The organism is Yersinia sp. 2466 StPb PI (assembly GCF_041538325.1).
GTDB lineage: Bacteria > Pseudomonadota > Gammaproteobacteria > Enterobacterales > Enterobacteriaceae > Yersinia > Yersinia enterocolitica_E.
Genome location: NZ_JAULSL010000001.1, coordinates 3,918,043 through 3,943,222 on the forward strand (window position 1 = coordinate 3,918,043; position 25,180 = coordinate 3,943,222).

Genomic DNA, 25,180 nt, shown 5'->3' on the forward strand with positions numbered 1-25,180 from the left:
CATATTACACCATATCATTTAATGTAGTGTTGGCTTACGCATCTCTGGTGCAGTCGGCTTCTGTTGAGTAAATTCGATATGGCACAAAATAGCCGCCACACGCACATACTCAATAACTTCTTCTAATGATTGAGCCAGCTCTCCTTGATCTTCATCTTCGTCGTAGCCTAATTGGGCAATATTACGTAAATCATCAATGGCTTCACCCACTTCATCTTTCACCTGCGCCAATTTCGGTTGCAACATACCCAAACCTAACAGGAAATGGTTGACCCAACCTGATAATGCGTCAGCACGGTCAAAAACCGAGATATCGTCCCCTTCAGGGATAAGCAACTGGAACATAAAACCTTCGTTCTCCAGCGCTTCTTGTGTTGCTTCATGTAACTGTTGTAACGGCAATCCCAACGCTTGTGAAAAGGCAACGCCCTCATTGGTCAGGTCATGTACCAGCGTGCGCCAGCCATTGTCTTTACTGCCACCACAGAGCATGCCGCTGATCAGGCCATGCATTTCTGCGGGGGTTAATGCTACCGCTTGCTGGCTTAACGCCAAGGCAAGTGATTGGTAAGTTGGTAATGTATTCTCTATAGACATGCGTATTGGTCATCGTTGGCAGGATAAGTTCGTGTTATGCTACCACCAAGAAAGGTCGCTATACCAGAAAACGCAACGCGCTAGACCCTAATACCCAACGGGTATTAGGGGTTGAATCTTGGTATCGAGATATATATAGTGACGCCCGCTTTGCAACTACGAGCATTTTGCCTCTGGTTTACAAGGTTGGCGCGAAAATTAGTCAGGAAGGTGGCATGTCTGCACAACCGGTAGATATTCAAATTTTTGGTCGCTCGTTAAGAGTCAATTGTCCGCCAGAACAACAAGACGCGTTGAACATGGCAGCAGAAGATCTTAACCAACGGTTGCAAGATCTCAAAGTTCGCACTAGAGTCACAAATACTGAGCAGTTAGTTTTTATCGCAGCATTGAATGTCTGTCACGAATTAGCTCAGGAAAGGTTGAAAACCCGTGACTATGCATCCAATATGGAGCAACGTATTCGGATGTTACAACAGACCATTGAACAGGCGTTGCTTGAACAAGGTCGCATCTCTGAACGTCAGGATGCACAGTTTGAATAAATCTCTGTTGAATGATAGATTCAGCAGTGAGTAAAAAATTTCTCTGAGGTGTTTGCCAGCGGGCCAGTCCCCTGAGCCGATATTTAATACCAACAGAATGTAGTGACTCCGTAACTGGTGCGCATGCTCGGTCCGCCGAGAAGCCTTAAGGTTGCGACGCTGCGTTCACCTTGAACCATGGGTTCAAGGGTTACAGCCTGCGGCGGCATCTCGGAGATCCCCTCTTTATCGATTAACCAGCATTTGGGGTTATCACGTTCGTTTTACATTGGCTGTCTACTGGCATCAGCAATATATCTTCCGAATCAATAAAATGTCTTTTTAATCAAAAAATTATCCTTTAAATTAACAACATATTTTTGAATAAATAATATGCCTTTGACTGCGCAATATGCCCTTGAGCGACAAAAGATTCGTAGTGAGATTCGTGAACGTCGGCGTCTGTTGACTGCGGAACAACAGCATCAGTCAGCGCATCTGGCGGCAAAGCATATCGCTGAGCATGACAGAATCCGTCAGGCTAACACCATTGCCGTGTTCCTCTCCTTCGATGGTGAACTCAATACCCGCCCCATTATTGAGCTGCTATGGCAGCAACAAAAACAGGTTTATCTGCCGGTTTTGCACCCTTTCAGCCCCGGTAATTTATTATTTCTGCGTTATCGCCCTGATAGCACGCTTATCCGTAATCGCCTGAAAATCCTTGAACCACAATTAGATGTGCGAGAAGTTCTGCCACTAAACCAATTGGATATGGTAATAACCCCGTTAGTGGCGTTTGATAGCCTCGGGCAACGTTTAGGTATGGGTGGTGGCTTTTATGACCGTACGCTGCAACACTGGCAGCAAGGGCGCCCTTATCCTATTGGCCTGGCCCATGATTGCCAATGGGTAGAGCACTTGCCCTGTGAGCTTTGGGATGTACCATTGCCAGAGATAGTGACACCAACAAAAGTGTGGCAGTGGTAAGAGATAATCCTGCAAAATAAAAAAACACCCGATATTTTATAGATAGCGGGTGTTTAGTCATTCAATACAAATAGTTATTAGTAAAGCAAACGAGCACGGATAGTTCCCGGGATCGCCTTCATCGCCTGCAATGCTTTTTCTGCATTTTCCGCATCATCAGTCTCAACATCAATGACGACATAACCGATTTCAGCACTGGTTTGCAGATACTGTGCCGCAATGTTGACATTCTGTTCGGCAAAGATTTTGTTAATGCTGGTCAGGATGCCTGGGCGGTTCTCATGGATATGCAACAGACGGCGGGTATTATCGCCGTGAGCAGGCAGAGAAACCTCAGGGAAGTTGACCGCAGACAGCGTTGAGCCGTTGTCGGAATACTTCGCCAGCTTACCTGCCACTTCATCACCGATATTTTCCTGCGCTTCCTGAGTGGAACCACCAATATGTGGTGTTAGCAACACATTATCAAACTCGCACAAGGGTGAATTGAACGGGTCCTTATTAGTTGCAGGCTCTTCAGGGAATACGTCGATTGCCGCGCCTGCCAAATGATTGCTGGCCAACGCATCACATAAGGCCGGGATATCGACCACGGTACCGCGTGAGGCGTTAATCAGCATCGCACCCGGCTTCATCAGAGCCAACTGTTCAGGGCCAATCATGTTTTTAGTGGAGTGGTTTTCCGGCACATGCAGGCTAATCACATCACTCATATTCAGTAGATCAGACAGGTGACGCACCTGCTGTGCATTCCCTAACGACAGTTTATTTTCGATATCGTAGAAAAATACTTTCATCCCGACACTCTCTGCCAGAATCCCGAGTTGGGTACCGATATGACCATAACCGATAATGCCCAGCTTCTTGCCACGGGCTTCATAGGAACCCACCGCCAGCTTGTTCCACTCACCACGGTGAGCTTTGGCGTTAGCCGATGGAATGCCTCGGAACATCAGCAGTAACTCGCCCAGTACCATTTCAGCTACCGAACGGGTATTGGAGAAAGGTGCATTGAATACCGGCACACCGCGTTTGGTAGCCGCTTTTAAATCAACCTGATTGGTACCGATACAGAAACAACCTACCGCGACTAATTTTTCTGCTGCCGCAAAAACTTCTTCAGACAGATGCGTACGCGATCGAATGCCGATGAAGTGAGCATCTTTGATCGATGCTTTCAGTGATTCGGTGTCTAAGGCACCTTTATGATATTCAATATTGCTATATCCGGCAGCACGCAGATTATCAACCGTGCTCTGGTGCACCCCTTCCACTAACAGAAACTTAATTCTGTCTTTCTCCAGTGATACTTTTGCCATGTCCCCGACCCTATTTTCAGACTTCAGATGTGGCTGCCGCTATCGAATGAATCCGGTCAGCACCCTGTCAACATAACAAATATTACGCGGGCAGCAATACAAACGATTGCCTGCCAGCCAGCATAACAATCAGTGTCAATGTTAATTTATGGAATAAAAAACTGGCGTGAAGAGGGTTAATGGCAGGTTAATAAAACGAAATGAAGAAATGTGATATATATCACCAAATTTAGCGATTTTAAGAAAAGATATTTAAAGGCAAAAAAACTTTCAGGATGAAGTAGCGAACCTCATCCTGAGAGCGAGTTAACCGATCACTTTAATTTTATGGTCTTAACGCCGTCGGCGGTGCCAATCAGTGCCACATCAGCCCCCCGATTAGCAAATAGGCCGACCGTAACGACACCGGCAATACCATTGATTTTATTTTCTAACGCAATGGCATCCAAAATACTCAGATTGTGGACATCCAAAATAACGTTGCCGTTATCAGTCAGGACGTTCTGACGATACTCCGGTAAGCCACCCAGCTTAACCAGTTCACGAGCCACATAAGAGCGGGCCATTGGGATAACTTCAACCGGCAGCGGGAACTTACCCAGTATAGCAACCTGCTTGGACGCATCCGCGATGCAGATAAACTGACGAGCAATAGCAGCAATGATTTTCTCGCGGGTCAGCGCAGCACCACCGCCTTTGATCATCTGCATCTGGTCGTTAATTTCATCAGCGCCATCAACATAGATATCCAATACATCCACTTCATTACAATCGAATACGTGGATGCCGTAACTTTTCAGTTTGGCAGTAGAGGCATCAGAGCTGGAAACCGCCCCCTCTATCTGGCCTTTGATGGAGCCAAGTGCGTCAATAAAATGTGCTGCGGTCGAGCCAGTGCCGACCCCAACGATGGTACCAGGTTTTACATAATCTAATGCTGCCCAGCCCACTGCTTTTTTAAGTTCATCCTGAGTCATGGTAAGTTCACGCCTTGATGTGAAAGAAAACCTGAGGTCATTATAGAGCATCCGCAGTGGTGATTGTGTGAATAAAGCCAACTCGCGTGGTAGTTAATTCTAGCCGGATCACAGTTATGCCGGTTTATTTGTGGCTGACACCTTGGCATCCTGTCATAACAAACTGGCTAAAATGTGGCATAGTGCTGTATCGACTTAATATTTGGAGAGATGACTCCGATGAAACGCCCAGACTACCGTACGCTACAAGCGCTGGACGCGGTGATCCGTGAACGCGGTTTTGAACGCGCTGCACAAAAACTTTGCATCACCCAATCGGCGGTATCTCAACGCATCAAGCAGTTGGAGAATCTGTTTGGACAACCGCTGCTGGTGCGCACCGTGCCACCACGGCCTACCGAACAAGGGCAGAAACTGCTCGCGTTACTGCATCAGGTTGAGTTACTGGAAGAAGAGTGGCTGGGCAATGATAATGGCGGAGATACACCATTGTTATTGTCGCTGGCAGTGAACGCCGACAGTTTGGCGACCTGGTTGCTACCGGCATTGAAACCGGTGCTGGCTGATTCCCCTATCCGGCTGAATTTACAAGTCGAGGATGAGACTCGAACTCAGGAACGGTTACGTCGCGGCGAGGTTGTGGGTGCTGTCAGTATCCAACCTCAACCGCTCCCCAGTTGTCTGGTTGATCAACTCGGTGCGCTGGATTACCTGTTTGTCGCCTCCAAACCTTTCGCTGAGCGTTATTTCCCTAATGGCGTAACCCGCTCGGCATTGTTGAAAGCGCCAGCGGTGGCGTTTGACCATCTGGATGATATGCATCAGGCGTTTTTACAGCAGAACTTTGATTTATCACCGGGCAGCGTGCCCTGCCATATTGTTAACTCTTCCGAAGCTTTTGTGCAGTTAGCGCGACAAGGAACCACCTGTTGTATGATCCCGCATCTGCAAATCGAGAAAGAGCTAGCTTCAGGCGAATTAATCAATCTGACGCCAGGATTACTGCAACGACGAATGCTGTTCTGGCACCGGTTTGCACCGGAAAGCAGAACCATGAGAAAGGTGACTGACGCCCTGTTGTCTTATGGGCGTCAGGTATTACGGCAGGATTGATTTATTTAGCGGTACTGGTCGCAGTTTGGAGTTCAAACACGACATCAACCTGATCATCAAAATGGATGGTCTGCTGTTCGTAAGTTTGTGCGGCATCGGTGGCTGGTGCCGCTTCAGCGCTTTTAAACATGCGTGCTACCGGCATAGGCTGGTAGTTAGCGACGTGGTAACGAATGCTGTAGACCGGCCCAAGTTTAACTTTGAATCCATCAGCCAATGATCCTGCCTGGCTGATAGCATTTTCAATGGCTTTTTTACGCGCCTGCTCACGGTATGTGTCCGGGTTTGCTACCCCGAGTTCCACCGCACGGATCTCGTTTAGACCAGACTTCAGCGCACCATCTAGCAGCTCATTCAACTTATCCAGTTGGCGTAATGTTACCTGAACCTGGCGCACGGCACGGTATCCCTTCAAGACCGCTTCACCGCTTTTCTGGTAATCGTATTCAGGTTGAGTACGAATATTGGCAGCATTGATATCTTTCTTTTCAATGCCACTTTTACGTAAGAAATCAAAATATTGCGCGACCCTGGTATCCGCCTGTTTTTTGGCATCTGCCGCATCTTTGGCAGATACACTGACTTCAATAGCGATAGTGGCAATATCCGGTGTCGCATCAACACTGGCGGTACCGGAGGTGACAACATGCGGCCCTTCTGGCACTTCGGCTGCCTGAACTTGTAGCGCCAAAGGTAACGTCCCTAATCCCATCATTGCGGCCAAAGCCAATGTCTTCAACTTCACAGTGCCTCCTAAGATATACATGGCAAATTATTTATGACAACTCAGTCGACCTCAGCTAGATAACCAGTGAATTCAATCAGCGACAAATACATTTGCAGTTAATTACACTCACTCGAATCTCATTGGCAGCGTGATTAATTTGCTGTCGGTAACCGGATTAACACATCAACCGTAGCATATCTTATGAATCATGGGATTCGGATTAATGATAAAAACTCACAGATTTAGTGCTTGTTGCGCTAGCTGAAAAGCAATAAACCACATTACCCCTCCGACCAACAGATTAATCACCCGCTGCGACGTTGGGCGGTTAAGCCACGGTGATAACCACGCAGCCAATAGCGCGAGGGCAAAAAACCAGGCAATAGAGGCACTCACGGCTCCCAAAGCGAACCAAGGCCGGGAGTCGGGTAATAACTGGCTGCCAAGGCTACCGAGCACCACAAAGGTATCGAGATAGACATGCGGATTGAGCCAGGTTACCGCCAGTAGGGTTATAACTATTGGCCAACGCCCTTGCGCGCCGGTTGCGGCTGCAGATGAGGAGCCCCCCCCACGCCAGGCTGCCATCAATGCGCCCCAACCGTACCACAGCAGGAAAGCCACACCGCCCCATGTGACCAGTGCCAGTAACAATGGCGAACGACTCAGCAAGGCACTGCCGCCAAAGATCCCCGCACAAATCAAGATAATGTCACTCAGCGCACAAAGTGAGGCACTCATCAAATGGTGCTGACGCTTAATCCCCTGGTTCATCACAAAGGCATTTTGTGGCCCGAGGGGTAAAATCATCGCAGCACTGAGGGCGAAGCCCTGTAAATAGACAGCTAACATACTGTTACCTTTAAATAATACTCAAAACGGGCCGAGAGAATTGGAGAGGAATTAGCAGCATATTACGGGGAGAGCGGCATCAGAGGAAATTGATATTTCTTATCAATAATAAGTAAAACTAATAATGGCTAAGCAAGAGGGAAAACAAGGATGGAAAAAGGAAAAAACGGGCCGATAACGACCCGATTTGACATGGCTATAGCCAAATTGTAAACAACACTACAGCTTCAGGTACGCAGACTAATCTGCCTCAGTTTTTGCTACCTGATGCAAATGCACGTCCATCTGCGGGTAAGGAATGCCAATTTTGTTAGCATCCAACGCACGCTTGAAGTTTTCCATCAGATCCCAATACACATCCATCGCGTCGCCATTGGTAGTCCAGACGCGCACCGTGAAGTTAAGGGAAGAGGCAGCCATCTCATTCAAACGTACGGTAACCCCTTTGTCATGCATGATACGTTTATCTGCGGCAATGATGTCACCCAGCACTTTCTTTACCACATCAATATCAGCATCATAGGCAACACCGATGACCATATCGGTACGGCGATTCGGTTCACGGCTGGTATTGATGATGTTATTAGCAATAATTTTGCCGTTGGGTACCACGATGATTTTGTCGTCGACCGTCCGTAGGGTCGTTGAGAAAATTTGCACCTGAACCACAGTACCGGCTACACCGCCCAGATCGACATATTCACCTGCCTTAAATGGACGGAAGGCCACCAGCAGCACTCCGGCGGCAAAGTTTGATAGCGAGCCTTGTAGCGCCAAACCAACAGCTAAACCCGCGGCACCGATAACGGCAATCACCGATGCAGTCTGCACACCCAAACGTCCCAGCACCGCAACGATAGTGAAAGCCAGAATGCTGTAACGCGCCATTGCTGCCAGGAAGTCTGCGACGGTGACATCAATGCCACGTAACTTCATGACCCGACCAAGCATCCGTGACGCAATTTTGGCGATGATTGAACCGACGGTTAAGATAAGTAATGCTGCGACCAGATTAACCGCGTATTGAATCAGCAAATCTTGGTTATTCACCAACCAGGTACTCGCTTCATTGATACCATCAACTACGTTTAATTCTTCCATTTGAATCATCCTACAAAAAGCTCCCTGCGGGAGAGATTACGCAAAAAAATCACCGCAAAATGCTGACGGCTACAACTGACAGCCTGTTTAGGGTAACTAACAATGAGCCTGTTGCCAATTTTGGCAGAGAAATTTACGCTGAAATATCAGACTACTCAGTCAATCAAGGCGGCGGAAATGAGGTTAGATTCGTTTTTTGCAAAGAAAAAAGGCCCCAAGGGGCCTTTTAAGTCGGTCAAAGCAGTATCGAATTACAGAACGTCTTTGGCGTTCAGTTCTTCAAAGGCTTTTTCCAGACGAGCAACCATAGTCACCTGTGCAGCACGCAGCCACGCACGTGGGTCGTAGAATTTCTTGTTCGGCTTGTCAGCACCTTCTGGGTTACCCAGTTGGCCTTGTAGATAAGCTTCGTTCTTTTTGTAGTAGCCCAGAATACCTTCCCACGTTGCCCATTGGGTATCGGTGTCGATATTCATTTTAACTACGCCATAGCTAACCGCTTCTTTGATTTCAGCAGCAGTAGAACCTGAACCACCGTGGAATACGAAGTTCAAGCTGTTGTGCGGCAGATTGTGCTTCTTGGAAACATAATCCTGAGAATCACGCAGAATAGTTGGGGTCAGTTTCACGTTACCTGGCTTGTAAACACCGTGTACGTTACCGAAAGAGGCAGCGATGGTGAAACGTGGGCTGATAGCGTTCAGTTTTTCGTAAGCGTAATCAACATCTTGTGGCTGAGTATACAGAGAAGATGCGTCCATATGGCTGTTGTCCACGCCATCTTCTTCACCACCGGTGCAACCCAGTTCGATTTCCAGCGTCATACCCAGTTTCGCCATGCGAGTCAGGTATTTGCTACAAATTTCGATATTTTCTTCCAGGGACTCTTCAGACAGGTCGATCATGTGAGAAGAGAACAGTGGTTTGCCGGTAGCCGCAAAGTGTTTCTCACCTGCGTCCAACAAGCCGTCTAACCATGGCAGCAATTTCTTGGCGCAATGGTCGGTGTGCAGAATAACAGGAACACCATAGTGTTCAGCCATCTGATGGACATGATGTGCACCAGAGATAGCGCCCAGGATTGCAGCACCCTGACCTTCTGCTTTAACGCCTTTACCTGCGATAAATGCTGCACCACCGTTAGAGAACTGAACGATAACTGGCGCACGCACTTTGGCTGCTGTTTCCAGCACTGCGTTAATAGAGTCGGTGCCGACACAGTTAACTGCTGGCAGAGCAAAGTTGTTCTCTTTGGCTACTGCGAACACTTTCTGAACGTCATCACCTGTGATGACACCTGGTTTTACGAAATCAAAAATTTTAGACATGTACGTTGTCCTGTTTCGTCGACTGAAGATAGCAGCTATCCGGTGAGGATAGGCCCTAAATGTAAATCGCCTATACCCGTCATACTTCAAACTGCATGTGCGTTGGCTGCCATCATTCACTCAAGTCATTGAGTTATCTCAACTCCTTGAGTTCATTTCGTTGCCGCCTTCCTGCAACTCGAATTATTTAGGGTATAAAGCCCGCGAGCTTCATTAGCTAAAAGCGAAACGGGCGGCTTTCGCCCCCCGTTATCTAAATTACTGCTTAGCGCGCTCTTCCAGCATCACCACCGCTGGCAGTTTTTTCCCTTCTACGAACTCAAGGAATGCACCACCGCCGGTAGAAATGTAAGAGATTTGGTCAGCAATACCGAACAGATCGATTGCTGCCAGAGTGTCACCACCGCCCGCGATAGAGAATGCGTCACTCTCTGCGATGGCACGAGCGACTATCTCGGTCCCTTTACGGAAATTAGGGAACTCGAATACACCAACCGGGCCATTCCACAGAATGGTTTTGGCATTTTTCAGGATCTCAGCCAGACGTTGTGCAGACTCGTCGCCCAGATCAAGAATTTGTTCGTCATCTTTGATTTGGTTAGCTGGTTTCAGTGTCGCAACAGCAGTTTCAGAGAATTCGGTTGCAACACGCACATCGGTAGGAACCGGGATATCACAGGTTTCCAGCAGGCGCTTGGCCTCTGGAATCAGGTCTGCTTCGTACAGAGATTTACCGACATTGTTGCCTTGAGCTGCAACGAAGGTATTGGCGATACCACCACCAACAATCAGTTGATCGGCGATTTTAGACAGTGCGCCAAGCACGGTCAGTTTGGTTGATACTTTAGAACCACCCACAATGGCAACCATTGGGCGTGCTGGGTTACCCAGCGCTTTACCCAGTGCTTCCAGTTCTGCTGACAACAGCGGGCCGGCACAGGCGATAGGGGCAAATTTACCCACACCGTGAGTAGAAGCTTGTGCACGGTGAGCAGTACCAAACGCATCCATCACATAGACGTCACACAGTGCCGCATATTTCTTAGACAGCGTTTCGTCGTCTTTCTTCTCGCCTTTGTTAAAGCGAACGTTTTCCAGCACAACCAACTCGCCTGCTGCAATTTCAACGCCGTCCAGATAGTCTTTCGCCAGACGTACCGGAGAAGACAGTTTGTCTTTCAGGTAGTTAACTACTGGCAGCAAGGAGAACTCTTCGTTGTACTCGCCTTCGGTCGGGCGACCCAAGTGAGAGGTAACCATTACTTTAGCGCCTTGCTTCAGTGCCGCTTCAATCGTCGGCAGAGATGCACGGATACGCGCATCAGAAGTCACTTTGCCATCTTTTATCGGAACATTGAGGTCCGCACGGATCAGCACGCGTTTGCCAGCCAGATCCAGATCGGTCATCTTAATTACAGACATGGTGAATCCTCTTGTTGATTCTCTTTAAAGTTGCATAAGCTGCACATCAACGCTGATATAACCGCAGTAAAACTGCGGAAAAACAAGACGTTAGCATGCCATACTAGAAACCACTTCGGGCCATCGCCAATGTCGTATCCAACATTCTATTGGCGAAACCCCATTCGTTATCGCACCATACCAAGGTCTTAATCAGGTGCTGCCCACTGACCCGAGTCTGCGTGCAATCGACAATTGCACTGTGCGGATCATGGTTAAAATCGGTCGACACCAAGGGTAATTCCGTATAGTCAACTATACCACGAAATGAACCTCTTGCTGCCTTTTGAAAAAGCTGGTTAACCTCAGCGACACCAACCGGGTTTGTCACGCTAACGCTTAAATCGATAGCGGTTACGTTGATGGTTGGCACCCGTACCGAGATAGCTTCAAACCTGTCACAAAACTTCGGAAAAATACGGGTAATCCCTGCCGCCAGTTTAGTATCAACCGGGATAATTGACTGACTTGCTGCCCGGGTACGGCGTAAATCCTGATGATAAGCATCGATAACGGGTTGATCATTCATTGATGAATGAATGGTGGTCACAGTGCCAGACTCGATGCCATAAGCGATATCCAACAACTGAATAATAGGAATAATGCAGTTCGTGGTACAGGAAGCGTTGGAAACAATCCGGTGCTCCGCCAGTAAATCTTGATGGTTTACACCATAGACTACTGTTGCGTCTAAATCATTGCCGCCAGGATGGGCAAACAGTACCTTTTTGGCACCGGAGGCAATATGAGCCTCGCCATCGGCACGGCTGCCATACACGCCGCTACAATCTAGAACAACATCAATTCCTAACTCACCCCAAGGTAACTGCTCTATTTCTGGCTGATGTATCAGCCGGATGATATCGTCACCGACGTACAAATTGTCACATTCCTGACGAACATCCCAGGCAAACCGGCCATGGCTGGAGTCATACTTCAGTAAATGGGCCATCCCTTGTGCATTAGCCAACTCATTAATAGCAACTACTGAAATTTCTGCCCGGCGACCCGATTCATACAATGCGCGTAAAACGCTACGGCCAATACGGCCAAAGCCATTTATCGCTATGCGGATTGTCATGTTACTCCCTGTTTCTGGTTATTATCATGCAACCCCATAGCGTACTGCACCGTACCCTAAGATGTTAATCGTCTTATCACAATTCAGCCAGAATACTTCCGGCTTTTTCCTCAGCTAATTTTACTGAAACTGAAAATCAATCATGACTGAAACGCTTCAGCCAGAATAAACCAAACTAATCATAAAAGGAATATCTGCCTGATAAAGGGCACAATACATCCATCAATTGGCGAAAAAAAAGACCGCAGAAGCGGTCTTTTAACAGGTGTATTACCGGGATTGTCATCACCGTTTACACCCGGTATACCCTTTGGCTTGGAACTGCTGGAATGCTAGCGGCACCACCAAGTTTTTTGGGCATATTTCATAGTAACGCAGTCTCTTATTTCAATAGCGCCTGAGCTTTCGCTACCACGTTTTCAACAGTGAAACCAAATTCTTTAAACAGCAATTCTGCTGGTGCAGATTCACCGAAGGTGGTCATACCAACCACCGCGCCATTCAGGCCAACGTATTTGTACCAGTAATCGGCAATACCGGCTTCAACGGCAACGCGCGCGCTAACCGCTGCTGGCAATACAGATTCACGGTAAGCGGCGTCTTGTTTGTCGAATGCATCAGTTGATGGCATAGAAACAACACGCACTTTGTGGCCTGCGCCGGTCAGTTGATCTGCTGCTGCCACTGCCAGTTCAACTTCAGAACCGGTAGCAATGAAGATCAGTTCAGGCTGGCCTGCACAATCTTTCAGTACATATGCGCCTTTAGCGATATTGGCTAACTGCTCAGCAGTACGTGGCTGTTGTGCCAGATTCTGACGGGAGAAGATCAGTGCACTCGGGCCATCTTTGCGTTCCAGCGCATACTGCCATGCCACCGCAGACTCAACCTGGTCACAAGGACGCCAGGTGCTCATGTTTGGTGTTACACGCAGGCTGGCCATCTGCTCAACCGGCTGATGGGTTGGGCCATCTTCGCCCAGACCAATAGAGTCATGGGTGTAAACGAATATGCTGCGGATTTTCATCAGAGCAGCCATACGCACCGCGTTACGGGCATATTCCACAAACATCAGGAAGGTTGCGCCGTAAGGAATGAAACCACCGTGCAGAGCAATACCGTTCATGATGGCAGACATACCAAATTCACGGACACCGTAGTGAATGTAGTTACCCGCCAGATCATCGCTCAGTGATTTAGAACCAGACCAGATAGTCAGGTTACTCGGTGCCAGGTCAGCAGAGCCGCCCAAGAATTCAGGTAATACTTTACCGAAGGCTTCCAGCGCATTTTGTGATGCTTTGCGGCTGGCAATCTTGGCAGGATTAGCTTGCAATTGTTCGATGAAATTCTTGGATTCAGTCGCCCAGTTAGCAGGCAATTCACCGCTGACACGACGTTTGAATTCAGCAGCCAGTTCTGGATAAGCTTTGGCATAAGCTGCGAACTTCTCGTTCCAGGCAGCTTCTTTTGCCTGACCGGCTTCTTTAGCATCCCACGCAGCATAGATATTTTGTGGGATTTCAAATGCAGGGTATTTCCACCCCAATGCTTCACGGGTAGCAGCAACTTCATCAGCACCTAATGGTGCACCGTGTGAGTCATGCGTACCGGCTTTCTTCGGTGAGCCAAAACCGATAATGGTTTTGCACATCAGCAGTGAAGGTTTGTCGCTAACTTTGTGAGCTTCTTCGATAGCCGCTTTGATTGAATCAGCATTATGGCCATCAACACCACGAACCACATGCCAACCGTAAGCTTCGAAACGAGCCGCCGTGTCGTCAGTGAACCAGCCTTCAACGTGACCATCGATAGAGATACCGTTGTCGTCATAGAAAGCGGTCAGTTTGCCCAGCTTCATGGTGCCAGCCAGAGAGCACACCTCGTGGGAGATACCTTCCATCATGCAGCCATCACCCATAAATGCGTAGGTGTGATGATCAACAACGTCATGGCTTGGGCGGTTAAACTGTGCGGCCAGCGTGCGTTCTGCAATGGCGAAACCAACAGCATTCGCAATGCCCTGACCCAGCGGGCCGGTGGTAGTTTCTACGCCAGCGGTATAGCCATATTCAGGGTGACCAGGCGTTTTAGAGTGTAACTGACGGAAGTTTTTCAGCTCTTCCATCGGCAAATCATAGCCAGTGAGATGCAGCAAGCTATAGATCAACATGGAGCCGTGACCATTCGATAACACGAAACGGTCGCGATCAGCCCAGTGTGGGTTGGTTGGGTTATGGTTCAAATAGTCACGCCACAAAACTTCGGCGATATCTGCCATACCCATAGGGGCGCCGGGGTGGCCGGAATTCGCTTTCTGCACTGCGTCCATGCTTAGTGCGCGGATCGCGTTGGCAAGCTCTTTACGAGAGGACATGTTTTACTCCAGGTCGGATTAAAAAAAAGCGTTCAAGTTTACCATTTTCTCAGACTCAGCATTGAAACGGCAATCACTAAAACTAAATGAGCTAAAACTTCCATATTTTCAGAATAAAGCTATAGCTGTAACGATTGAGTCGCGTTACCCTCGCTGCGTTTTTAGCCACACAATGAGTGTATTAACCACTCTGTCGGCTGGCAGTGTTCGTTTTTGCAAACAAACCGATATAAACCATACGTTGCCACGAATATTTCGGGCAAGACCTATTGCCGACAGAGTAGAACAACCGTCGTCGATTCAACAGCGATTAATGCAATAGTTAATAAGAATGCAACAGTGACTGTTGGCGAATAATGATGGATAGATAACGCAACTGATACGTTATCATCACGAAGAGAACGGTCCTCTCCAATAATAAAATGGCATAACCACAGGAAGAAAGTGTTATGAAAATTCGTACCTCAATGATTGCACTGAGCCTTACAGCGCTGCTTAGCGGCTGCCAGAATATGAATACTGATGGCTTAATGCAGTCAGGCGCACAGGCATTTCAAGCGGCAACCTTGAATGATGCTGATGTAAAAATGCTCAGCGAAAAATCTTGCGCTGAAATGGATCAGAAAGCGCAGATAGCGCCAACAGACAGTACCTATGCCAAACGGTTGGTGAAAATTTCAGCCGCATTAGGCGATAACATTAATGGTACGCCAGCTAACTATAAGGTGTATGTCACAAAGGATGTGAATGCCTGGGCCATGGCAAATGGTTGTATTCGTGTTTATAGCGGGCTGATGGATATGATGACCGACAATGAAGTGGAAGGTGTACTCGGTCATGAGATGGGCCATGTGGCATTGGGGCATACCCGTAAAGCGATGCAAGTGGCTTATGGCACAACTGCCCTGCGCACTGCGGCCAGTTCCGCTGGCGGGATTGCCGGGCAGTTGTCTCAGTCTCAGTTAGCAGATATTGGCGAGAAATTGGTTAACGCTCAATTTTCACAGAAACAAGAAAGCGAAGCGGATGATTACTCATTCGATTTGTTGAAAAAACGCGGTATCGATCCAAATGGTTTAGTCACTAGCTTTGAAAAATTGGCAACCATGGAAGCAGGCCGTACCAGCAGCATGTTTGACGATCATCCGTCATCACAAGCGCGGGCTGATCATATTCGCCAACGTATTGCTGCTGAGAAGTAAACCCCGTCAATTATCACTGTATAACGCCCGTGATTTTTGCGGGCGTTACTCTCTTATTACTAAATATTACCCGCCACTATCTACGTCCAGATTTACCTCAATCTGATCACCTTTAATGCGCACTGGATAGGTTGCTAAATCCCTATCGCCTGGCTCACGCAAGCACTGACCGGTCCGCACATCAAACAATGCACCGTGTAATGGGCACTCAACGGTTTCTCCATCCATAAAGCCCTGACTTAACAATGCATTGGCATGAGGGCAAATGTCTTCCATCGCAAAATACTCACCATCAATGACATAGACGCCAATCCTTTTATCATCAATCTGCGCTGAGAAAGGAAAATCGGGCTTGACGTAATTTACCTTACAAACACTGACCCATCCCATTCAAGCACCTCTCAGATAAGCATCATAAATGACCAATATTAGTGTGGTTGATATTTGGACAATCACCAGTGACAGGGGCAAACAAAAAGGGCAAACCTGAGTTTGCCCTTAATATAGAGAGACTTCTTGCGTTGAAAAAGCAGCCGTTAGCCGTTATTCATCTTCGAGATAAGTATAACCGTACAGACCTGCTTCGAACTCTTCCATAAACTGCGCCTGCAACTCGGTATCTAGATCAGTTTCTTTCACCTGATCACGGAATTGGTTCAACAATTTCTCTGGGTTCAACTGAACATATTCCAGCATATCTGCGACGGTATCACCTTCGTCAGTCTGCTCAACTTCAACCGTGCCGTCTGGGAATACATACACATCAACCGCGGCAGTATCACCAAACAAGTTATGCATATTGCCCAGAATCTCTTGATAGGCACCAACCATAAAGAAGCCCAACAATGGCGGGTTTTCAGCATCATATGGCGGCATCGGCATGGTGGTTGCTACCCCATCGCCGTCAATATAATGGTCGATAGTACCGTCTGAGTCACAAGTAATATCCAGCAATACCGCGCGGCGTTCTGGTGGCTTATCTAACCCTTCCAGTGGCAACACTGGGAATAACTGATCGATACCCCAGGCATCCGGCATAGATTGGAACAGCGAGAAATTCACGTACAGCTTGTCGGCCATACGCTCTTGCAGCTCATCAATGATTGGCCGGTGTGCACGATTGCTTGGGTCCAGTTGCTTCTGGATATCATTGCAGATACTCAGGTACATCTGTTCCGCCCAGGCACGTTGTGTCAGGTCCAGTATCCCATGGGCATATTGACTATGCACATCATGTAAATCCATTTGACTGTCGTGCAGCCATTCGCGCAGAGAGCGGCGGTTTTCCGGCTCTTGCATTTCCAGCCAGGTATCCCACAGGCTTATCAGCGCACGAGGTGCATCTTCTTCCGGTGGCTGTGGCTCATTAAATTCATTGCGTTCTACGCCGATCACATTGGAAACCAGCACGGTATGGTGCGCGGTGACTGCGCGGCCCGATTCCGTAATCACGGTAGGATGCGGCAGGCCATGTTCATTACAAGCATCACCAATACCCCAGATAACGTTGTTGGCATATTCATTCAGGCCATAGTTTACTGAGCAATCGGACTGAGAACGCGTCCCTTCGTAATCCACCCCCAAACCACCACCCACATCGAAGCACTGGATATTGACACCCAGCTTGTGTAATTCCACATAGAAACGTGCGGACTCACGAACCCCGGTGGAGATATCACGGATGTTGGATAGCTGAGATCCCAAATGGAAATGCAGTAATTGCAGGCTTTCGAGACTATTGGCGTCACGCAGCATATCAACCAATTGCAGCACTTGGGTGGCAGACAAACCAAATTTAGATTTCTCACCACCGCTGGCCTGCCATTTACCGGAACCTTGTGATGCCAGGCGCGCACGAACACCCAGGCGCGGAACCACATTCAAGCGTTCGGCTTCTTCCAATACCATTTTGATTTCTGACATCTTTTCGATGACCAGATAAACCTTATGGCCCAGTTTTTCGCCGATTAATGCCAGACGAATATATTCACGATCTTTATAGCCGTTACAAACGATAACCGAACGGGTCATACCTGCATGGGCCAAAACCGCCATCATTTCAGCTTTAGAGCCAGCTTCCAGCCCCAACGGCTCACCAGAATTGACTAAAGACTCAATAACCCGGCGATGCTGGTTTACTTTAATCGGGTAAACCAGGAAGTAGTCGCCTTCATAGCCAAATGACTCACGCGCACGTTTAAATGCACCGTTAATTGAGCGTAGGCGATGTTGTAAAATTTGTGGGAAACAGAATAATGCAGGCAGACGTTGCCCCTGCTCGAGCTGCATTCCTTTGACCAGTTGCGCCAGATCGACACGCGCCTCACGAACATCTGGATCAGGGCAAACGCTGATATGACCCAACTCGTTGACGTCATAATAGTTGCCACCCCAATAGGCGACGTTATACGTGCTCAGCATCTTGCTGGCATTACGGTCATTCATGGCAACCTCCTGCATAGAGCGTAAAGAAACATGTGCGCCCGCTGCTGACGGACGGCCAATCAAGTTATCATCAGACATAATTCGCCTCTATTGCGATACTGACGATAAAGTCAGCCACTATCGCAGCTACAACCAGCAAGGACAACCCACGTGGACGCCGAATCGGCAGAATATTACGCTGCAAAGCGCTATCCACAAGTGGTTTATCACTCAGCTATTCATTACCCAAAAGGGTAAAACACGTTTAAATGGAAAATACGTCCGACTGTAAATACGTATTGAGATTTTGTGAATCGGATTAGCCGCAAAGTGGTCAGGCTAGCCAAATTCAGTGCTTCAGGCGGCTGTTAACCTGCCCGCGAATCCTGAGACGCACCCATGTGGGTGTAACATCGCCTTGATGGAGTACAAGAAAGGAAGGTTGCAAAGGGGGATTGAACGTCAGAACGACGTAGCTGTTGATGTGCAGCAACCAGTTGACAACGGATCATTAATCCAACCACCTCCACGCATGCCGCTCAGATTGAACGGACAAGACTTTAAATAAACCCGTCATCTTTCAAGTTACAGGGGAAATAGCTGCATATTGAAATCTATTGGGTATAGACAGATTAAGTAACAGTTTGATGACGCCGCTATTTTCATGCCCATTCACGGTTAAACACCTGAGTGCAAAACTCTGCAAATGTAACAATGAGCTAATGTCATCCTCTGCCATCTTCATCATTGCATATCAAATAAGCTGCGCGCGCAGTTTATACCTATAACGCGAGCAAAATGCAAAATGAAAATAGCGTGTATACCCTAAATAATTCGAGTTACAGGAAGGCGGCAAGCGAGATAATCCCGATGAACTTACTGTCGCAAGTGATTCGGGTTATTGAGTGTAGCCAACGCACATGCAGCTTGAAGTATGACGGGTATAACTGTATCAAGCGGTAAATAAACACCATGACAACCAAAGCAAGAAATATCTTGATGCAAAAAGGGCTGGCATTAAGAGTAAAAGCTGACCTAAAATAGACGTCCAGATGTTAATACATCCAAACATTTTAATTGCTAGAATGCTACGTGTGCGACAAATCATGCAAGGCTTCTAAATTTATACGCCCAAAAAACTTGGCGTTGCGGGTGGGCAGCAGACGAACCAGCCCGATGAGCTTACTCAAATGAGTGGTTCGGAGGACTGCGTGCAGCTAACAACCAGGCGGCTTCAAGTACGAATGGGATCGACTGCTAAAGGCTTTGCCTAAAGAGGCGTTGTAAAACGTCAACGTATCAGAAGACCTAACCAAACGTAGGCTTCTGTTGCCTGGCACCCAACGCTATGCAGTGACTTTTCACTTGTATTCAAGGTAAAGAAAATAATGGCTAAACACTTATTTACGTCGGAATCTGTTTCTGAAGGGCATCCAGACAAAATTGCTGATCAGATTTCAGATGCGGTACTGGACGCAATTCTTGAGCAAGACCCAAAAGCGCGTGTTGCCTGCGAGACCTATGTCAAAACGGGTATGGTATTAGTTGGCGGTGAAGTTACCACTAACGCATGGGTAGATATCGAAGAGATCACCCGTAAAACCGTGCGCGAAATCGGTTATGTTAATTCTGAGATGGGTTTTGATGCTAACTCTTGCGCCGTTTTAAGTGCGATTGGGAAGCAGTCACCTGATATTAATCAGGGTGTTGACCGTTCAGACCCCTTAGAACAAGGCGCGGGTGATCAGGGCCTGATGTTCGGCTATGCCACTAACGAAACCGACGTTTTAATGCCTGCACCTATTACCTATGCACACCGTTTGGTAAAGCGTCAGGCTGAAGTGCGTAAAAATGGCACCTTGCCATGGCTGCGCCCGGATGCAAAAAGCCAGATTACCTTCCAGTATGATAACGGCAAGATTGTCGGTATTGATGCGGTTGTTCTGTCGACGCAGCATTCAGAAGATATCAGTCTGAAAGATTTACAAGAAGCGGTGATGGAAGAGATTATCAAGCCGGTTCTACCTGTTGAGTGGCTCACCGCAGCTACCAAATATCATATCAACCCGACAGGCCGTTTCGTTATCGGTGGCCCAATGGGCGACTGTGGTCTGACTGGGCGTAAAATCATTGTTGATACCTACGGCGGCATGGCTCGTCATGGGGGCGGTGCATTCTCCGGTAAAGATCCATCCAAAGTTGACCGCTCAGCAGCATATGCTGCCCGTTATGTAGCGAAAAATATTGTTGCGGCTGGCCTGGCTGACCGTTGCGAGATTCAGGTTTCATACGCCATTGGTGTGGCAGAACCTACCTCCATCATGGTGGAAACATTCGGCACGGGTAAGGTCTCTGAGGATCAATTGATTACCTTGGTACGTGAATTCTTCGAACTGCGCCCTTATGGCTTGATTCAGATGCTGGATCTGTTGCATCCGATCTATCAAGCAACCGCAGCTTATGGTCACTTTGGTCGTGAAGAATTCCCTTGGGAAAAAACCGACAAAGCCGCCTTGCTGCGTGAGGCTGCTGGCTTGAAATAAGTTTCAACCGTTAAGCGCTGAACAGCAAAAACCCCGCCTGGCGGGGTTTTTTATATCTAACGAGCACGCTCTAGTAGGCTAAATATTGCCATTCCCGCCACCATCGCGGCGACAAAGATAACCCCTTTGAACATCCCTGCGCCCAGCAATACCAGTGCCGGCCCAGGGCATATCCCCGCCAATCCCCAACCGACGCCAAACAACAGGCTACCGCCAATTAACCGCCGATCAATACGATTAGAGGTTGGCAATTGCAAGGGTTGCCCCAGCAAACTGACTTTACGTTTTTTGGCCCAGGTAAAACCGAGTAGCGCGATAGCCACTGCGGCTGCCATCACCAATGCCAATGACGGGTCCCATAAACCTCTAATGTCGAGAAAACCTAAGACCTTGGCAGGGTTGGCCATACCTGCAACTATCAGGCCCAAACCAAATATCAGCCCGGCCAACAGCGAGAAAAATAGATTCATATTCTGTTCCTAAGCAAATAGATGGCGAACCAGCCCCACAGTGATAAAGCCGGTAAACATAAAGCTCAATGTCGCCACCAGTGAACGTGGCGAGAAACGAGCTAGCCCACAGACGCCATGCCCACTGGTACATCCGGCACCATAGCGCGTCCCAATTCCTACCAGCAATCCGGCTAAAATCAGAGTGGGCAAAGCTGCATCAATTTGGATAACCGGTAACGCGGTAAACAGCGAATAAACCAAAGGTGAAATAACCAAACCAATGATGAATGCCATACGCCAGCCGCGATCCCCTGCTTTTGGCGAAAGTAAGCCCCCCAAAATGCCACTAATACCAGCAATCCGGCCAGTGGCTAACAATAGAAACGTTACTGCAACGCCCAATACTGCCCCTCCGGCCAGTGCACTGTAAGGGGTAAAGTTAATCCAATCGATAGTCATATTGCCTCCTTCTCTTGTGGGCAATAAAGCTGATAGAGCAGCTCCAACAGTGCCAAAACTTTACTATCGGCGATTGAGTAAAATATCCGCTTACCGTCGCGGCGAGTGTTCACTAGCCCATCACTACGCAGCACACCAAGCTGTTGTGATAACGTTGGTTGATGAATCCCCAATGCGGCTTCTAATTCACCTACTGCTTTTTCTCCCTGGCTCAATTGGCACAGTAAGAGCAAACGATCCTCATTTGACAGCACCCGTAATACATCACCAGCCGCTGCTGCCGCTTGCCTCATAAGATCCATGCTGATCATTTGATGGTTATTCATAAGCCCTTCGGATAACTAGATTTCATTATATATTTTTATATTATATGTTTTTATATAATAATCTACTCAAAATAGTCCTGCCTACTGGCTTGCATCTGCTTATCGACCGTTTTATTCTTCGGCGATATGAGTACACAACGAATCCCAATCGCGTTACAGCAAGCCGTTATGCGCTGCCTGCGCCACAAATTGCAGTTAGCGAATCAACATCTTGGCACCGCCTACTCGGAGCCGAAAATCAATTATCATCAACGCGGCACTAGCGCGGGTAGTGCCTATCTGCAATCCTTCGAGATTCGTCTTAACCCTGTATTGTTACTGGAAAATCAGCAGGACTTTATCGAGGAAGTGGTGCCGCACGAACTGGCTCACTTGCTGGTTTATCGCCAATTTGGCCGAGTTGCTCCCCATGGTAAAGAGTGGCGCTGGATGATGGAGCAGGTATTGCAAGTCCCCGCCAGCCGCACCCACCAGTTTGAAGTCGCCTCGGTGCGCAGTAAGACCTTCAATTATCAGTGCAAATGCCAGCAACATGCATTAACCATTCGTCGCCACAATAAAGTACAGCGCGGCGAGAGCGAATATCGCTGCCGCCACTGTGGTGAAAAGCTGCAATTTAACGCGCTAAAAAGCTGTTAGGAATTGGTGTTACTTGTTATAAAACAGCATGTTAATTTGCTATCCATCAGTATTATCTATAACCTGCCTGCTTTTCATCATCGGGCTGTTTTGAGATATGTTACGCAATATTCTATTCTTGCTGGTTTTATCCTCCTCGTTGCTTCCTCTGGTCAGTCACAGTCAAAGCATTAATAACTTTTCTCAGGCCAAAGCGGTCGCTGTAAAAATTAATCAGGATGCCCCCAGCAGTTTTTACTGCGGATGCAAAATTGATTGGCAAGGTAAGAAAGGTATTCCTGACCTGAAAAGTTGTGGCTATCAACCAAGAAAAAACGCCCAGCGAGCAGCAAGGATCGAGTGGGAGCATGTGGTTCCGGCTTGGCAATTTGGCCACCAGCGCCAATGCTGGCAACAAGGTGGCCGCAAAAACTGCACTAAAGATCCCATCTATCGTCAAATAGAAACTGATCTGCATAATCTGCAACCGGCTATTGGCGAAGTGAATGGTGACCGCAATAACTTCATGTATTCCCAATGGAATGGCGGCCAGGGCCAATACGGTCAATGTGATATGAAAATTGATTTTAAAAATAAACTGGCAGAGCCGCCAGCGCGTGCTCGCGGAGCAATTGCCCGCACCTATTTTTATATGCGCGATCAATATCAACTGCGACTTTCCAGCCAACAAAGCAAGCTGTTTGAGGTCTGGAACCGCCAGTACCCTGTCACCAACTGGGAATGCCAACGTGATGAGCGGATAGCGAAAGCTCAGGGTAATCATAACCCTTATGTACAACGGGCTTGCCAGCAGCAAAAAGGCTAATCTAGTATATGGGTTGATACTTCCCTGCCTCTGGTCTCCTTAGGCACTTATTTATTTCGCGTGGCACCACTCGCTGCGCGGTATGTTTTCGTTTCAGGACTTAGAGCAACCCATGCGCATACCCCGCATTTATCATCCACAGCCTTTGCAGGCGAATACCGAACTGGCGTTGAGCGATGAGGCAGCCAATCATGTAGGCCGCGTGCTCCGTATGGTTGAGGGGCAAAGCCTGCAACTATTTGATGGTAGCAATCAGGTCTTCGCTGCCGAAATTGTCCGCTCAGATAAAAAAAATCTGCGGGTTCGGCTTGGTGAAGGGCAATTGGAAGACCGTGAATCACCACTGAGCTTACATTTGGGTCAGGTGATCTCCCGGGGCGAGAAAATGGAATTTACCGTGCAGAAATCGATTGAGCTGGGTGTCAATGTGATTACTCCGCTGTTTTCTGAACGTTGTGGGGTTAAGCTCGATGGCGAGCGTTTAGTGAAGAAACTCCAGCAGTGGCAGAAAATTGCTATCGCTGCCTGCGAGCAGTGTGGCCGCAATAGGATCCCGGAAATCCGCAACGCCATGCAACTATCAGACTGGTGTGCTGAGCAGGATGATAGCCTGAAACTGAATCTGCATCCGCGCGCCAGCAACAGCATCAATACCCTTCCCCCTACACTCAACAACGTGCGTTTGTTGATTGGCCCGGAGGGCGGCCTCTCTGCCGATGAAATTGCCATGACCTCGCGCCTTGGATTTACTGATATCCTGCTAGGTCCACGAGTTCTACGTACCGAAACTACAGCTCTTACCGCAATCACTGCTTTACAGGTGCGGTTTGGTGATCTGGGATAAAATTCGTTCCCATTAGGAGAGAAGAATGATCAAGCTCGGCATCGTAATGGACCCAATCTCGTCCATTAATATCAAGAAAGACTCCAGCTTCGCCATGCTGTTGGAAGCACAGCGCCGCGGTTGGGAACTGCATTACATGGAGATGGGCGACCTGTACTTACAGGGTGGTGAAGGCCGAGCCAGTACCCGTCTACTCAGCGTAAAACAGGATAAAGAGAGTTGGTTCAGTTTCGGCGCTGAACAGGATATTCCCCTGCACGACCTTGATGTCATCCTGATGCGCAAAGATCCGCCGTTTGATACTGAATTCATCTACGCCACCTATATTCTGGAGCGCGCAGAAGATAAGGGCACACTGGTAGTGAACAAGCCGCAGAGCCTGCGTGACTGTAATGAGAAGCTGTTTACCGCCTGGTTCCCTGAATTAACGCCGGATACTCTGGTCAGCCGCAATAAAGACCGCATTCGTAAATTCCATCAAAAACACGGTGATATCATTCTGAAACCGCTGGATGGGATGGGAGGGACCTCAATCTTCCGTGTGAAACAAGATGATCCTAACCTGTCGGTGATTATTGAAACGCTGACCGAATTGGGCAGCCGATTCTGCATGGCGCAGAACTTCCTGCCCGCCATTAAAGAAGGCGATAAACGGGTCTTGGTGGTTGACGGCGAGCCGGTGCCTTACTGCCTGGCACGTATCCCGGCGCAAGGTGAAACCCGTGGTAATCTGGCGGCCGGCGGCCGAGGCGAAGCTCGTCCACTTAGTGAGAGCGACTGGGCGATTGCCCGCGCTGTCGCACCGGTACTGAAGCAGAAAGGCTTAATTTTCGTCGGGTTAGATATTATCGGCGATCGTCTGACTGAAATTAACGTCACCAGTCCGACCTGCATCCGTGAAATTGAAGCTGCCTTCCCGGATGTGTCCATTACCAAAATGCTGATGGATGCAATCGAAGCGCGGTTAGCTAATAAATAAACCAGATACCCTCCCCAAAGTCATTGGAGTTGCAGGTAGGTGGCAAGAGAGTAACAAATC

24 protein-coding genes and 1 other RNA gene are annotated in these 25,180 nt (G+C 48.2%); 10 read left to right on the plus strand and 15 right to left on the minus strand.

Translation table 11 applies throughout. The features are described from left to right. Nucleotides 1–18 precede the first annotated feature (18 nt). The gene (locus Q2T72_RS17850; protein WP_372569593.1) at nt 19–597 is read right to left on the minus strand and encodes a YecA family protein; all 579 of its coding nucleotides are present in this window, start codon (nt 595–597) and stop codon (nt 19–21) included. Nucleotides 598–812: 215 nt separating this feature from the next. Here Q2T72_RS17850 and zapA point away from each other — a divergent pair, with 215 nt between their 5' ends. The 3 genes from zapA (at nt 813) to Q2T72_RS17865 (ending at nt 2,111) form a co-directional block, all read left to right on the plus strand. Further along, nucleotides 813–1,142: a cell division protein ZapA gene (gene zapA / locus Q2T72_RS17855; protein ID WP_004706812.1), complete on the plus strand. Its 330-nt coding sequence runs from the start codon at nt 813–815 to the stop codon at nt 1,140–1,142. A 37-nt stretch (nt 1,143–1,179) separates the two neighbouring features. Next, nucleotides 1,180–1,363, plus strand: a non-coding RNA gene (ssrS, locus tag Q2T72_RS17860) — 6S RNA. Nucleotides 1,364–1,514: 151 nt separating this feature from the next. Beyond that, entirely contained in the window at nt 1,515–2,111 is a 597-nt protein-coding gene (locus Q2T72_RS17865) for a 5-formyltetrahydrofolate cyclo-ligase (RefSeq protein WP_372560647.1), read from the plus strand. 77 nt (nt 2,112–2,188) lie between these two features. Here Q2T72_RS17865 and serA read toward each other — a convergent pair whose 3' ends face one another. Next, entirely contained in the window at nt 2,189–3,430 is a 1,242-nt protein-coding gene (serA, locus tag Q2T72_RS17870; protein WP_083162735.1) for a phosphoglycerate dehydrogenase, read from the minus strand. Between the two features lie 314 nt (nt 3,431–3,744). After that, nucleotides 3,745–4,407, minus strand: a complete 663-nt coding sequence (gene rpiA, locus Q2T72_RS17875; RefSeq protein WP_083162733.1) for a ribose-5-phosphate isomerase RpiA — start codon at nt 4,405–4,407, stop codon at nt 3,745–3,747. A gap of 219 nt (nt 4,408–4,626) precedes the next feature. Here rpiA and Q2T72_RS17880 point away from each other — a divergent pair, with 219 nt between their 5' ends. Further along, a complete protein-coding gene (locus Q2T72_RS17880; protein ID WP_005163344.1) occupies nt 4,627–5,520 on the plus strand; it encodes a LysR family transcriptional regulator ArgP in 894 nt (297 codons plus the stop codon). A 1-nt stretch (nt 5,521) separates the two neighbouring features. On the opposite strand, the gene Q2T72_RS17885 is transcribed toward Q2T72_RS17880, so the two are convergent. The 7 genes from Q2T72_RS17885 to tkt all read right to left on the minus strand — a co-directional run bounded on the left by Q2T72_RS17885 (nt 5,522) and on the right by tkt (nt 14,447). After that, nucleotides 5,522–6,265 carry an oxidative stress defense protein gene (locus Q2T72_RS17885; protein ID WP_083162731.1) on the minus strand — a complete coding sequence of 248 codons (744 nt, stop codon included), beginning with the start codon at nt 6,263–6,265 and terminating at the stop codon, nt 5,522–5,524. Nucleotides 6,266–6,481: 216 nt separating this feature from the next. Continuing rightward, nucleotides 6,482–7,099 (minus strand): arginine exporter ArgO, encoded by a 618-nt coding sequence (gene argO / locus Q2T72_RS17890; RefSeq protein ID WP_372569594.1) that lies wholly within the window; start codon nt 7,097–7,099, stop codon nt 6,482–6,484. A 240-nt stretch (nt 7,100–7,339) separates the two neighbouring features. Next, nucleotides 7,340–8,200 (minus strand): small-conductance mechanosensitive channel MscS, encoded by an 861-nt coding sequence (gene mscS, locus Q2T72_RS17895; protein ID WP_083162727.1) that lies wholly within the window; start codon nt 8,198–8,200, stop codon nt 7,340–7,342. Between the two features lie 251 nt (nt 8,201–8,451). After that, a complete protein-coding gene (fbaA, locus tag Q2T72_RS17900; protein WP_005192802.1) occupies nt 8,452–9,528 on the minus strand; it encodes a class II fructose-bisphosphate aldolase in 1,077 nt (358 codons plus the stop codon). A 258-nt stretch (nt 9,529–9,786) separates the two neighbouring features. Further along, complete coding sequence (pgk, locus tag Q2T72_RS17905; protein WP_050086390.1) at nt 9,787–10,950, minus strand: phosphoglycerate kinase; 1,164 nt, start codon at nt 10,948–10,950, stop codon at nt 9,787–9,789. 103 nt (nt 10,951–11,053) lie between these two features. Next, nucleotides 11,054–12,070, minus strand: coding sequence for an erythrose-4-phosphate dehydrogenase (gene epd / locus Q2T72_RS17910; protein ID WP_083162725.1), 1,017 nt, complete (start codon nt 12,068–12,070; stop codon nt 11,054–11,056). Between the two features lie 382 nt (nt 12,071–12,452). Further along, nucleotides 12,453–14,447, minus strand: a complete 1,995-nt coding sequence (tkt, locus tag Q2T72_RS17915) for a transketolase (RefSeq protein ID WP_083162723.1) — start codon at nt 14,445–14,447, stop codon at nt 12,453–12,455. Between the two features lie 449 nt (nt 14,448–14,896). On the opposite strand from tkt, the gene Q2T72_RS17920 reads away from it, so the two are divergent. Further along, nucleotides 14,897–15,649 carry a M48 family metallopeptidase gene (locus Q2T72_RS17920; RefSeq protein WP_083162721.1) on the plus strand — a complete coding sequence of 251 codons (753 nt, stop codon included), beginning with the start codon at nt 14,897–14,899 and terminating at the stop codon, nt 15,647–15,649. Nucleotides 15,650–15,715: 66 nt separating this feature from the next. Here the strand turns inward: Q2T72_RS17920 and Q2T72_RS17925 are convergent, their stop codons facing one another. Both Q2T72_RS17925 and speA read right to left on the minus strand, forming a co-directional pair. Next, nucleotides 15,716–16,039, minus strand: a complete 324-nt coding sequence (locus Q2T72_RS17925; RefSeq protein WP_083162719.1) for a non-heme iron oxygenase ferredoxin subunit — start codon at nt 16,037–16,039, stop codon at nt 15,716–15,718. Nucleotides 16,040–16,192: 153 nt separating this feature from the next. Next, nucleotides 16,193–18,172 (minus strand): biosynthetic arginine decarboxylase, encoded by a 1,980-nt coding sequence (gene speA, locus Q2T72_RS17930; RefSeq protein WP_083162717.1) that lies wholly within the window; start codon nt 18,170–18,172, stop codon nt 16,193–16,195. 1,289 nt (nt 18,173–19,461) lie between these two features. Between speA and metK the strand changes: the two genes are divergently transcribed. Next, complete coding sequence (gene metK, locus Q2T72_RS17935; RefSeq protein WP_083162713.1) at nt 19,462–20,616, plus strand: methionine adenosyltransferase; 1,155 nt, start codon at nt 19,462–19,464, stop codon at nt 20,614–20,616. Between the two features lie 56 nt (nt 20,617–20,672). Here the strand turns inward: metK and Q2T72_RS17940 are convergent, their stop codons facing one another. From Q2T72_RS17940 to Q2T72_RS17950, 3 genes are read right to left on the minus strand one after another with little or no spacing between them, the layout of a single operon-like run. Next, nucleotides 20,673–21,086, minus strand: a complete 414-nt coding sequence (locus Q2T72_RS17940; RefSeq protein ID WP_083162711.1) for a DUF6691 family protein — start codon at nt 21,084–21,086, stop codon at nt 20,673–20,675. A gap of 9 nt (nt 21,087–21,095) precedes the next feature. Further along, complete coding sequence (locus tag Q2T72_RS17945) at nt 21,096–21,527, minus strand: YeeE/YedE family protein (RefSeq protein ID WP_372569595.1); 432 nt, start codon at nt 21,525–21,527, stop codon at nt 21,096–21,098. After that, on the minus strand, nt 21,524–21,853 hold the full coding sequence (locus tag Q2T72_RS17950) for a metalloregulator ArsR/SmtB family transcription factor (protein ID WP_193784784.1): 330 nt from the start codon (nt 21,851–21,853) through the stop codon (nt 21,524–21,526). Before Q2T72_RS17950 ends, Q2T72_RS17945 begins: the two co-directional genes overlap by 4 nt. A gap of 126 nt (nt 21,854–21,979) precedes the next feature. Here Q2T72_RS17950 and Q2T72_RS17955 point away from each other — a divergent pair, with 126 nt between their 5' ends. The 4 genes from Q2T72_RS17955 to gshB all read left to right on the plus strand — a co-directional run bounded on the left by Q2T72_RS17955 (nt 21,980) and on the right by gshB (nt 25,120). Then, the gene (locus Q2T72_RS17955; protein ID WP_083162707.1) at nt 21,980–22,492 is read left to right on the plus strand and encodes a SprT family zinc-dependent metalloprotease; all 513 of its coding nucleotides are present in this window, start codon (nt 21,980–21,982) and stop codon (nt 22,490–22,492) included. Between the two features lie 97 nt (nt 22,493–22,589). Further along, complete coding sequence (endA, locus tag Q2T72_RS17960) at nt 22,590–23,297, plus strand: deoxyribonuclease I (RefSeq protein WP_372569596.1); 708 nt, start codon at nt 22,590–22,592, stop codon at nt 23,295–23,297. Between the two features lie 112 nt (nt 23,298–23,409). Beyond that, on the plus strand, nt 23,410–24,141 hold the full coding sequence (gene rsmE / locus Q2T72_RS17965; protein ID WP_083162699.1) for a 16S rRNA (uracil(1498)-N(3))-methyltransferase: 732 nt from the start codon (nt 23,410–23,412) through the stop codon (nt 24,139–24,141). A 25-nt stretch (nt 24,142–24,166) separates the two neighbouring features. Next, on the plus strand, nt 24,167–25,120 hold the full coding sequence (gene gshB / locus Q2T72_RS17970) for a glutathione synthase (protein ID WP_372560631.1): 954 nt from the start codon (nt 24,167–24,169) through the stop codon (nt 25,118–25,120). Nucleotides 25,121–25,180 lie beyond the last annotated feature (60 nt).